This is a genomic window from Ulvibacter sp. 2210JD10-4, assembly GCF_058148525.1.
In genome coordinates, this window is sequence record NZ_JBYVJZ010000002.1 from 1 (window position 1) to 11,722 (window position 11,722).

The window sequence follows — 11,722 nt, forward strand, 5'->3', positions numbered from 1 at the left end:
CGCTTTCTTTTCCATATCATATGACATAGATCATGTTTTAAAATTGTATTTCATCATGCCAAAAAACAGGCCTGATGTTAATTAAAAGGGGAAAGTTCAAAGCTATTTTTTTTATTTTAAACGAAATGTGGTAGGGTATCACATCCTACGTTATGTTTTCGATAAAAAGAATGATACTTTGGCTGATTTACAGCTAGCTACTGTGATTTTTTTTAACGTTAAACTTTAAACTCAATTAATATTAGTTATACCTTTGTAGAAACCATTTTGCTTTACTCTTAGATAGCTAATGAGCAGTAAAGGAATTAAAAATGAAAAAAATAAGACTACATAAAATCAAAGCGTTTACACTCAATGAAATGCTTATGGTGCTTGCAATAATAGGAATATTACTATTACTGGCCCTGCCACAATTTATGCCGTTGATCTCCAAAACAAAAGCACAGGAAGCAAAGATCCAACTTAAACATATTGCGAACCTGCAAACCCAATACCGCTATATAAATTCTAAATATTCGATGGATTTCAATGAGATCGATTTTGAAGCACCAAAAACAGTTAATGAAGGCGGAACGGCTAATTACAGTTATGAGATTATACAATCTACAACTACTACTTTTAAAGCTAGGGCTGAAGCGATCGTAGACTTTGACGGCGATGGTGTTTTTAATGTGTGGGAAATAGACGAAAACGGAAATCCTAAAGAAATTACAAAAGACTAATGTCCCTCATTGTCAAATGCTTTTTGTTACTATCACTAACACTCATTTTTTACCAGGATTTTAAAGACCGGAAGGTTTGGGCCTTTCTCTTTCCAATATTTGCCCTTTGTGGGGGTTATTTATTTTATAAAAGTACGTTTGCCGAATTCTTTATCACTTCTGCCCTCATAAATATTGCCGTAATTGGTATCGTCCTTTTGCTCAATTACCTTTTTGCAAGGTTTATTTTAAAAAAGAAGTTCTTAGAAGAAGCTTTAGGGTTAGGCGACATTCTTTTTTTTATCGGTTTCGCGGTTTCTTTTCCAACAGTTACGTTTATTAATTTCTTTGTTTTCTCCATTTTGTTTACATTCGTTTTCCATATAATTATTAAAAAAATATCGCCTTCCTGGCAAAAAGAAGCTCCCCTTGCCGGATGTATGTCCCTGTTCCTAATGGCTGTATATATTATTCATTGGACAGGTTTTTACCATCCCGTTTATATTTTGTAGATGAAAGAATTTGAAATTCCCGTAGCGCTTAAACAACTAATTACTCCTAATCAGGCATTTCACTATAGAATTATTCCGGTTGAAAAAAAGGGGGCTGTTGTTATGCTGAAAACCGACCATTCAGATTTGAGATCCCTTGCTTCAGAACTTGCCATTCTGTTAAGCTTTGAAACGGAGTTGGTTTCAGAAACTACAGAAAATATCCAGTCGTATCTAACCTATAATTATCGCCAAATCACCGAAGAAGTTCAGGAACTGAACAGCACCAATTTCCTGGAACAATTATTACAGACAGCAAAAGATTTTAATAGTAGTGATATCCATTTAGAAGCCTATGAAAATCATTGCAGGGTACGTTTTCGCTTAGATGGAAAACTAAAAGAACAATACAACATCCCTTTAAATGAATACCCCCAACTTATCAATCAAATAAAAATTCAGGCCGGGTTGGATATTTCTCAAAAACGATTGTCTCAGGATGGAAGGATCACGGTAAAATCTGCTTCAGATGATTTTGACATCCGGGTTTCTACCATGCCAACATTATACGGCGAAAAAGTGGTGCTTAGGATTTTAAAAAGAGATGCTCAGGCGGTAGAGCTGAAAGAATTGGGGTTTAATCCCAGAGAATTAAAGTTGTATCTGGAAGGCGTAAAAATGCCTAATGGGATCGTGCTCATTTCCGGGCCTACAGGATCCGGGAAAACAACCACCTTATACGGTACATTAAAATTGCTTAATAAAGAAGCGACAAATATTCTCACCATTGAAGATCCTATAGAATATACGCTGGACGGAATTAACCAGGTACAGTTAAAAGAAGATATTGGTTTTGATTTTCCTACCGCGCTACGGACTTTCTTAAGACAGGACCCGGACATTATCATGGTAGGAGAAATACGAGATGATAAAACGGCCAATATGGCCATTAAAGCAGCTTTAACAGGTCACTTAGTGCTATCTACCATACACACCAATTCGGCCTGGGCGACTATCTCAAGACTCATTGATATGGGAGTTGCACCTTACCTTTTGGCTTCTACCTTAAATATGAGTGTTGCACAAAGGTTGGTTAGAAAGCTTTGTGACCATTGTAAAAAAGAAGTTACAGCCTCTGCTGAAGTTTTTCCGGAAAGCTTTAAAGAAAGGGACAGTATAAAAAAACACTTTGTTCCCGTAGGGTGTAATCATTGCTATTTTACCGGATATGACGGGAGAAAAGCTATTTATGAGATCATCCCCATTACCAAAGATCTGGAAACAGCAATAAAGCATAATGAATTGCAAATAGATGATTATCTTGCTGCAAATAACTTGAATACCTTAAAAAGCAATGCCGTGGCAATGATAATTTCGGGAGAGACCTCCATTGAAGAATTATATTCCATCCTTGCAAACTAGTTTTATGAAAAGAATACTCATTTCGGTTTTAATTTTGTTTTTGTTTTTTGGAAAAGGATTTTCTCAAGACACTTCCAGAATTAATACTTTAAAAAATCAATTAGAACTCTTAAAAGTTGATACTCCCGGTCTCGATGAAGCACTTAATATAAATATTTCTCAAACAACACTTTCCAATTTTTTACTGGCAATTTCAAAAGTTCACAGTTTAAACATCAATGTTTCTCCCGACCTAAATAATATTACCATTGTAAATAATTTTTCCAATGTCTCTGTTCAGGATATACTTGTTTTTTTAGTAAAAGAATACAATCTGGATATTGATTTTACCGGAAATATATTATCAATACATCCCTATGTAGAAATCCCGGAGGTGCAAAAAGAGAAAGAAATAAATGCTATATTCTCTGTTGCTAATGGAAACCTCAGCCTTGACCTTAAAAATGATCGGCTCGACAAGGTCTTCAGGAAAGTTATGGATCTCTCCGGAAAAAATCTTTTGTATACTCCTGAGATCGAATCAACACCACTGTCCATTTATATAAATAGTGTTCCTTTTGATCTTGCCTTAGCTAAATTAGCTGAAGCGAATAATTTAGTTTTAAACAAATCGAGAGATGGTTTCTATGTCTTTAACGCAGCATACGCAGAAGAAGCTGCCAATACAGGAAACGGAACGAATGCCCTGCGACCGGCCAGAAGGAAAAGTGCAAATTTTTATTATAAGATCCTGGATACGCTACAACGAAAAGTTGAAGTTGATTTACAGAATACACCCATAGCAGATGTGATCTATACCATAGGGGAAGATCTGAAGCTGGATATTTTTACTGCTTCTTCTTTGGATAATGTCGGAATCGCAACGGTAAAAGCAAGCAATATCGGTTTTGATATGCTTTTGGATAAAATATTTGAAAGTGCCGTAAGTCCTTCAAATGGAGGCTCTGCCAATCCTTCAAATGGTGGTAGCTCAGGTTTTACTTATAAAAAGGAAGGCAATATCTATTATTTTGGAACTGAAGATCAATTGTCGCTAAAGCAGGTGGAACTGGTTACCATGATGCATCGCTCAATTCAATTACTTGAAAACCCATCCGGCAGTGGAGAAAGAAAAGCGGGAAGAAACAATTTTAATACAAATAATACCAGCCCTTATACAAACCCGAATAATCTAAACCAGAATAACAGGCTGAATAACAATACACGGCCAAATACAGAATCTAATTTAACTTCGATCGAAGAAATTATCCCCGATGACATTAAAGAAGGACTGGACATTAAAGTTGATGTGGAGCTGAACAGTTTTGTTATTAGTGGCCCGGGAGCAAAGGTAGAACGATTTAAGAATTTCATTCAATTTATAGACAAACCGGTTCCGGTTATTTTAATTGAAGTAATGATCATTGAAGTAAATCGAAGTGCAATTACCGAAACCGGAATTTCATTTGGTATTGGTGATAAACCCGTACAAACTCAGGGACAATTTTTCCCTAATGGCGATGTTACCATTGGAGCACAGGACGTAAATAAAATCATTGGAAATTTTGATGGTTTTGGAGCTTTGAATATAGGAAAGGTAGTTCCTAATTTCTATCTGGATATTAAAGCTATGGAATCTGCCGGCACCTTAAAAATAAGGTCTACGCCTAAATTAACTACCATCAATGGCCATAAGGCCTTTTTGTCCAGCGGAGAGACCACTTATTATGCAGTAACAAGTCAAAGCTTTTACGGATCACAGATTCCTCAAACTTCCGAAATAAGAAATTACTATCCTATCGATGCAGAACTTTCACTGGAGATCCTGCCATTTGTCTCAGGCGATGGCCAGATTACTTTAGATATCCAGGTACTACAGTCTGCTTTTAATGGAGAACGAATTGCAGAGGACGCTCCTCCGGGGATTACCAGCAGAGAGTTTTCCTCTATAGTCAGAATGCAGGATCAGGACGTAGTGGTTCTTGGCGGAATAGAGTCCGTTAAAAAAGATGATTCAGGTTCAGGAGTCCCTTTTTTAGCAAGGATTCCTATTATAAAATGGTTCTTTAGCCAAAGAAGAAAGGAAGCTACAAAACGAAATTTAAATGTAATGATCAAACCAACCATTATTAATTAATGCGTTCCGGGATACAATCATATTGGAACTACGGAACTACTTTTTGTAGTATCGAAATTGCTTCTGTTTCAGATGAAGAAAAATTATTTGCGGTAGCTGCAAAAAAGAAAAAAGATGAATTTAAAGAGTTAGATTTTATTGAATCCTCCTCTTTTTCAGAACTTTCAGCTAAACTGCCAAAAAACCAACATGCCTATCTTATTGTAAATACCAATAACGTCTTACTAAAAGAAACACCTTTTGATAGTAATAATAAAAAGGTGCTTGCCCAAGCTTTTCCGGGTCTGGCCCTATCAGATTTTTATTACGAGATCTTAAGAACGCCTTCTAAATGTTTTATCGCTGTTTGCAGAAAAGACTATATAGATATGCTTCTAAAAGAAGCAGAAGATCAAAAAATAACAATTATAGGATTTAGTTTAGGGTTTAGCACTATTTCAAATTTGATTCCTTTTATAAATGAAAGTGAAATAAGCACTTCCAGACATCGGTTTTCCATAGAAAATACATCCATTGCTTCTTTTGGCGAAAAAACAGGCTCCGGCCATACATATGCCATTGAAGATATAAATGTACCGTCTAACTACGTGCTTCCTCTTTCGGGGTTATTCAATTATATCAAAAATGAAGAAGGTTTAACCAATTTCAATAAGGAAAACAGGCACCTTAAGGAATTACAAAGTCAAAAAGCGTTCTTTAAAAAAGGCTTAGTGGCAGGTATTGGTATTTTGCTTGTTTTGCTTTTCATAAATTTTCTTTTTTTCAGCTCTTATTATAACCGGCAGCAGTCTCTTTCACAGGAAGTGCAATTATTACAAGCTCAGAAAGAAACTTTTGCAGCGAGAATCAATGAAATTGAAGCAAAAGAGCAAGTGGTTACTAATATTTTAACCAGTGGTAATTCCAAGAGCTCGTTTTATCTCAATAGAATTGTTGCTGAAAGACCCGCTTCAATTCTTTTCCGTGCTATTGAATTTCAACCTTTAGGGCGCGCTATTCGGCCGGATAAAAAGATCGAATATAAAGCCGATAAAATAACAGTTGCCGGAGAGAGCAACGATAAAGGAGCATTCTCAAAGTGGATCGAAGCAATGGAACAAAAGAATTGGATTAAAACAATAACTGTTATTAATTATGGTGCAACGAACAGCAGGGTCGCAGAGTTTGAGATAAGCATACAAATAAAGAATGACGCAGAAGAATAAAAATATACTCCTTTTAGCTGGTTTTGTAATAGGTCTTATTATCACCTATCAGTTAGCTTTTTCACAAACCTTTGCTCTTAAAAGGGAGTTGAATACTCTAAAGGAACAGTCTATTGGTTTTGAAAATTTAGCAAGCCTTTCCAGTTCATTACATCAACGGGAAAAGTTTGCAGATTCGGTTTTAAACAAAAACAATTTTAAAAATATCTCTGTACAGAATAACCTGTTAGAATTTCTGAATGAGGAAGCAACCGGAAAATCGTTTACCATAACCAATTTTAAAGAACCACATATAGCTTCAGAAAATAATATTCCCCTGGCCTCCTATCAATTTACCCTTCAGGGTAGTTTTAATGAATTGCTCGAAGTAATCTACAAACTGGAGCAGACGTACAATTTTGGTAAGATCTCTCATGTTTCATTCCAAAAAAAGAGAAACCACCGGCAACGAAAGGATTATCTGGAATGCTTTGTGATCGTTGAAAGTTTTGTGTCGGAATAATGATTTCCCTAACCGAGTATAAATAAAAAACCCACACTTTCGTATGGATTTTTTCTAAATGTGGAGAAGATGGGAGTCGAACCCACGACCTCTTGACTGCCAGTCAAGCGCTCTAGCCAGCTGAGCTACATCCCCAGATTATTTTTGCGCCACCTTCTTCCGGCAGCAGATTTTAAATATTTTTCCCGTTTCCTTGCTTCAATTCTTGAGGGATATTCTTCAGTATGAATCAATTCCCATGGTACAAACGAACTCGTTGACCGTACATATCCTCTATTATCCGCATGTAATCTTTTCTCAATGTCAGCAGTCATTCCAACATAATTCCGGACAAAATTACTGCTATATAAAATGTAAACAAAATACATTCTTAATCAATTCGCGCTCCCCGCCCGAACGTGCCGTTCGGTAAGGGCGGGTAGCCAGCTGACCAGCCCGACAGAATCGTTCTGGCGGGGCTACATCCCCATTTAAGAAGGGCTAAAATACTAAATTTTTTATTCCCGCCCTTTTAAAATCAATAAAGGAATACTCGTATGAAACTCTTTCTTCAAAACTGTATTCTTTTCCCATAATTTCTGGAAAAAACCTCGTTTCCTTCTTAGCACACAAAGCATGTCCGGTTTATGAGACTGAAAATGCTCTAAGACCCCTTGAAAAATAGTTGCATTTTCAGTGACCTTAAGAGAAGATTGTAATTGCATTAGACCTTCATCAATACTTCTATCTTCTTGAGCATCCGGAGTTATTACTTGTAGTAAATTAAGTTTCGAGCTAAACAAATGCATCATTTCTTTTAAAGGGTCTAGAACTCCTGCTTTTTCAAAATGACCTTTTTTAAAAGCCAGCAAAATCGTTTCAAATTTTCTAAACAGATAGTCTCTGGGTACAATTAGTAACGGGATATCTGTTTGCTTTACGATCTTTCCGGTGGTACTTCCTAAATACACTTCATTCTTTATGTCAATACTCTGCGGAGATAAAATGATCAAATCAATATTCAATTGTTTTGATATCCGTGCGATCCCTTCAAAAGGATCCCCTTTAACAGGTTTTGCAATTACCTTCACTCCTTTGGTATCTACCTGGTTTAGTACTTCATTCAACTGAGATTCGTTATCATCAATGATCAATTGATTTACTTTGGTCAATCCTCCTACCTTCGAAAACTCTTTATACAAATTAATAAGGTAAACCGTTGCGGTACTGCCGGTCATGGCTGCAAAATTTACAGCATATTGTAAATTATTAACCCCATTATGTGTAGACCCTACAGGAACTAATATATTTTTCATCTGTACTTTATTATTTTAAAATTGTTAAATGGTATTTGCCTGAATGTTAGAGGAGTGAATAAAATATCCTTCCTCCATGATTCATTCATAAAACAATTACCTTTAATTTCGTTGCAAAATTAATTCTTTAAATATGATTCGGCACGCGAAACCTTTAGAAATTGATGAAATTATGCAAATTACACGTGCCTGTGCCGTGAAAATGGCTTCTGAAAACATTTTTCAATGGAACGAACACTACCCTACACGTGAAGCATTTCAAAAAGACATTACACGAAATGAGCTATATGTTCTGTTAGACTTTGATGAAATTGTAGGTTGCATCGTTATTTCTTCTGAAAAAGATGTAGAATACAACGAAATTGATTGGTTAACAGCAGATTCCCGTCATTATTACATCCACCGCCTTGCAATACATCCAAATTCTCAGGGGAAAGGTTATGCCAGAAAATTAATGGATTTTGCTGAAGGCCGAGCCGTCGAAAATGATATCACCTCTGTTAGATTAGATACCTTCAGTCAAAACAAACGCAATCAGAAATTTTACAAAGCACGTGGGTATCAACGTCTGGGAAACATTTATTTTCCGAAGCAAAGTAAATATCCTTTTTATTGTTACGAACTGATTTTGAATAGCTAATTTTGTATCCTTAAGATGCGAAAAACCGATATTTCCTTTAAACGTATCCAGCAACTTGCTATTCCTGCAATTCTATCGGGGATTGCAGAGCCTGTACTCTCCAGCACAGATGCAGCAATTGTAGGGAATATTCCGCAATTTGGTACAGAATCCCTTGCAGCAGTTGGAATCGTGGGTTCCTTTCTTTCTATGCTTATCTGGATTCTGGCACAAAGCAGAAGTGCTATTTCGGCTATTGTTTCACAAAATCTGGGTGCAGGTAAAATTACAGAACTGCATAATTTTCCTGCCCAGGCCATTTATTTCAACATTATCCTCAGTATCGTCGTATTATTCTCTACCTATTTTTTTGTAGAAGAGATCTTTACCCTCTTAAATGCAGAAGGTATTATTCTGGAATATAGCATTGATTATTATAACATCCGCGTCTGGGGTTTCCCATTGACCTTATTCACTTTTGCTGTTTTTGGATTATTTCGCGGGTTACAGAATACTTTTTGGCCTATGATTATTGCTTCCTCGGGAGCCTTGATAAATATTGGATTGGATTTTGCTCTTGTCTATGGGGTTGAGGACTATATCCCTGCAATGGGAATTAAAGGAGCCGCATGGGCAAGTCTTATTTCACAGGCGGTAATGGCACTATTGGCATTTGTCTTTTTACTTTGGAAAACAGAAGTATCCTTAAGGCTACGTTTTCCAATTCATCCGGAAATTTATCGACTGGTTACTATGAGTTTTAATCTTTTTATAAGATCTCTGGCTTTAAACGCTGCATTAATGCTAGCAGTAAGAGAGGCTACCGGGCTGGGAAAAGAATTTATAGCAGCACATGCTATTGCTATAAATATTTGGTTATTTACCGCCTTCTTTATTGATGGATATGGCGCTGCAGGTAATATTTTAGGCGGAAAATTATTAGGGGCCAAGGATTATGGGTCCTTATGGAAACTTACAAAACGTGTAAATCTCTATAATTTGGGTATAGCAGCTTTACTTATTGTTCTCGGAATTATCTTCTACGAACCCTTAGGCCTTTTATTCAACAAAGATCCCCAAGTACTTGCTATTTTTTATGGTATGTTCTTTATGGTACTAATCAGTCAGCCGTTAAATGCTCTTGCTTTTACCTTAGATGCTATCTTTAAAGGTTTAGGAGAAATGAGTTATCTCCGGAATGTTTTATTGGGAGCAACTCTAATTGGGTTTATTCCTGTGTTATATCTTTCAAAATATATGGGCTGGGGCTTGATTGGTATCTGGTTAGCCATTCTGGTTTGGATAGGTTACAGAGCTTTGGCACTGGTGATCAAATTTAGACGAAAATACATTCCTTTAGTTGAAAATTAAATACATTTACAAAAATTTTCTGGGATGGATGTTTTACAATTTTTAAGCGGAAACGGCCTTTTTTTAGTCCTTGGTTTACTGCTGATTATTGTAGTACTTTACAATAAATTCAAAAAAAGGCGATGAGCAATATTCGAATTACAAAATTATTTTCTTTTGAAACCGGACATGCTTTATATGGATACGACGGTAAATGCCGAAATGTACACGGCCATAGTTATAAGCTTTCCGTAACAGTTATTGGAAAACCCATTAGCGATACCACAAATGTAAAATATGGTATGGTCATAGATTTTGGCGACCTGAAAAAAATTGTGAAGGAGGAAGTTGTAGATGTTTTTGACCATGCTACCGTATTCAATAAAAATACACCCCATGTAGAATTGGCTAAAGAACTTCAAAATAGAGGACACAATGTGTTGTTGGTAAATTACCAACCCACCAGTGAAATGATGGTAATTGATTTTTCAGAAAAAATTAAGGCCCGGCTTCCACAAAGCATTCGGTTGCATTCACTAAGGCTTCAGGAAACCGAAACCAGTTATGCAGAATGGTTTGCTTCGGAAAACTAATTCCATACAACCTTTTCATTATCTTTGAACTATGCAAATCCCGCAAGGAAAAAAAATCTACTTCTCTAGCGACAACCATCTTGGTGCTCCTTCATACACTGAAAGCCGTCCACGTGAAAAGAAATTCGTGCGGTGGTTAGATACTGTAAAAGACGATGCTGCAGCTATTTTTTTGTTAGGTGATCTGTTTGATTTTTGGTTTGAATATAAAACGGTGGTGCCCAAGGGCTTCGTTCGTGTATTGGGAAAACTAGCCGAAATAAGTGATAGTGGTGTTCCTATTTATTTTTTTGTAGGGAATCATGATCTGTGGATGCGAGACTATTTTGAAAAAGAGCTTAACATTCCAACCTATCGGGATTCTAAAGAATTTATATTTAATGATAAAACTTTTTTCATTGGTCATGGAGACGGCAAAGGCCCTGGTGATAAAGGATATAAGCGAATGAAAAAAGTATTTACCAACCCCGTTTTTAATTGGTTATTTCGCTGGTTTCATCCCGAGCTGGGAATGCGTTTGGCGCAATATCTTTCCGTAAAAAATAAATTAATTTCCGGGGAAGATGATAAGGAATTTTTGGGCGAAGAAAACGAATGGTTAGCACAATACGCTAAAAGAAAGCTGGAAAATAAACATTATGACTATTTTATTTTTGGGCACCGGCACTTACCTATGGAAATAAAAGTAGGCGAGAATTCAACCTATTTCAATTTAGGCGATTGGATAAGCCATTATACCTATGGTGTTTTTGACGGTTCTGTTTTCGAGCTGAAAAAGTTTGAATAACATTTTATAAGGTCTTGTTTTAACTCACTTCAATAAATATTCCAGTGTCAAGGCATCCAGCTTCCCATCTGGATACAAATGATTCTTTTCTTCGAAAGATCTTAAAGAATTAAATGTTTCCTCTCTAAAAATACCATCATGTCGTATAGAATCTCCTTTTTGATTCAAGAGCCTTTGTATTTCATATATTAGAGCACTTTTTTCACCTAAACTTAACGTATTCCCGGAAGGGTCACTATAGAATATTTTTTTAATGAAATGGTTTTTCTCTTCCTCTTCTGAAAGATTTATTTTCGGATTTTCTGTTGTTGAAAAATCCAAAAGCTGAGCTTCGTAGAACTTAACATTTGCCAATTTTTTCCGGTATTCTGAAGCTGCTGCTACAATTTCACCATCGTCATCACCCGGATTTCTAACATCAATCTCCTGAGAGCTCCACTGGGTAATTACATAACCGTTTAATGCTTCAACAGCTTCATAATAATCCAACAATAAAGCCTTATCTGTTTTTTTTGCATTTATGGTTTCCGGAATTTTGTATTCGTATTCAGAAAAGGAAAATCGCTTGTATTTTTTGTATTGATTGTAGCCTAAAATTGCAATGATCACAATAAGTAAGAAAATAATAATTTGTTTCATAA

The 11,722-nt window shown here is 36.1% G+C and carries 12 protein-coding genes and 1 tRNA gene; 9 read left to right on the forward strand and 4 right to left on the reverse strand.

The window, feature by feature from the left end; all coding sequences use genetic code 11:
- The first annotated feature begins 311 nt into the window (after positions 1-311).
- The 5 genes from ACY2RT_RS05690 (at position 312) to ACY2RT_RS05710 (ending at position 6,437) form a co-directional block, all read left to right on the forward strand.
- On the forward strand, positions 312-722 hold the full coding sequence (locus tag ACY2RT_RS05690; protein ID WP_490154934.1) for a type IV pilin protein: 411 nt from the start codon (positions 312-314) through the stop codon (positions 720-722).
- A gap of 491 nt (positions 723-1,213) precedes the next feature.
- Entirely contained in the window at positions 1,214-2,614 is a 1,401-nt protein-coding gene (locus ACY2RT_RS05695; protein WP_490154935.1) for a GspE/PulE family protein, read from the forward strand.
- 4 nt (positions 2,615-2,618) lie between these two features.
- Entirely contained in the window at positions 2,619-4,730 is a 2,112-nt protein-coding gene (locus tag ACY2RT_RS05700; RefSeq protein ID WP_490154936.1) for a type II secretion system protein GspD, read from the forward strand.
- Complete coding sequence (locus ACY2RT_RS05705; protein ID WP_490154937.1) at positions 4,730-5,935, forward strand: PilN domain-containing protein; 1,206 nt, start codon at positions 4,730-4,732, stop codon at positions 5,933-5,935. The genes ACY2RT_RS05700 and ACY2RT_RS05705 overlap by 1 nt, the downstream gene beginning before the upstream one ends.
- The gene (locus tag ACY2RT_RS05710) at positions 5,919-6,437 is read left to right on the forward strand and encodes a hypothetical protein (RefSeq protein WP_490154938.1); all 519 of its coding nucleotides are present in this window, start codon (positions 5,919-5,921) and stop codon (positions 6,435-6,437) included. Before ACY2RT_RS05705 ends, ACY2RT_RS05710 begins: the two co-directional genes overlap by 17 nt.
- A 61-nt stretch (positions 6,438-6,498) precedes the next feature.
- Here the strand turns inward: ACY2RT_RS05710 and ACY2RT_RS05715 are convergent.
- The 3 genes from ACY2RT_RS05715 to ACY2RT_RS05725 form a co-directional block, all read right to left on the reverse strand.
- A tRNA-Ala gene (locus ACY2RT_RS05715) sits at positions 6,499-6,572 on the reverse strand.
- Positions 6,563-6,805 (reverse strand): GIY-YIG nuclease family protein, encoded by a 243-nt coding sequence (locus tag ACY2RT_RS05720; protein WP_490154939.1) that lies wholly within the window; start codon positions 6,803-6,805, stop codon positions 6,563-6,565. The genes ACY2RT_RS05715 and ACY2RT_RS05720 overlap by 10 nt, the downstream gene beginning before the upstream one ends.
- 129 nt (positions 6,806-6,934) lie before the next feature.
- Positions 6,935-7,732, reverse strand: a complete 798-nt coding sequence (locus ACY2RT_RS05725) for a universal stress protein (protein ID WP_490154940.1) — start codon at positions 7,730-7,732, stop codon at positions 6,935-6,937.
- Positions 7,733-7,865: 133 nt separating this feature from the next.
- On the opposite strand from ACY2RT_RS05725, the gene ACY2RT_RS05730 reads away from it, so the two are divergent.
- The 4 genes from ACY2RT_RS05730 (at position 7,866) to ACY2RT_RS05745 (ending at position 11,081) form a co-directional block, all read left to right on the forward strand.
- Positions 7,866-8,372 (forward strand): GNAT family N-acetyltransferase, encoded by a 507-nt coding sequence (locus ACY2RT_RS05730; protein ID WP_490154941.1) that lies wholly within the window; start codon positions 7,866-7,868, stop codon positions 8,370-8,372.
- A gap of 15 nt (positions 8,373-8,387) precedes the next feature.
- Entirely contained in the window at positions 8,388-9,722 is a 1,335-nt protein-coding gene (locus ACY2RT_RS05735; protein ID WP_490154942.1) for an MATE family efflux transporter, read from the forward strand.
- Between the two features lie 122 nt (positions 9,723-9,844).
- Positions 9,845-10,294 carry a 6-pyruvoyl trahydropterin synthase family protein gene (locus tag ACY2RT_RS05740; protein ID WP_490154943.1) on the forward strand — a complete coding sequence of 150 codons (450 nt, stop codon included), beginning with the start codon at positions 9,845-9,847 and terminating at the stop codon, positions 10,292-10,294.
- A gap of 31 nt (positions 10,295-10,325) precedes the next feature.
- A complete protein-coding gene (locus tag ACY2RT_RS05745) occupies positions 10,326-11,081 on the forward strand; it encodes a UDP-2,3-diacylglucosamine diphosphatase (RefSeq protein WP_490154944.1) in 756 nt (251 codons plus the stop codon).
- Positions 11,082-11,105: 24 nt separating this feature from the next.
- Here the strand turns inward: ACY2RT_RS05745 and ACY2RT_RS05750 are convergent, their stop codons facing one another.
- The gene (locus ACY2RT_RS05750; RefSeq protein ID WP_490154945.1) at positions 11,106-11,720 is read right to left on the reverse strand and encodes a peptidoglycan-binding domain-containing protein; all 615 of its coding nucleotides are present in this window, start codon (positions 11,718-11,720) and stop codon (positions 11,106-11,108) included.
- Positions 11,721-11,722 lie beyond the last annotated feature (2 nt).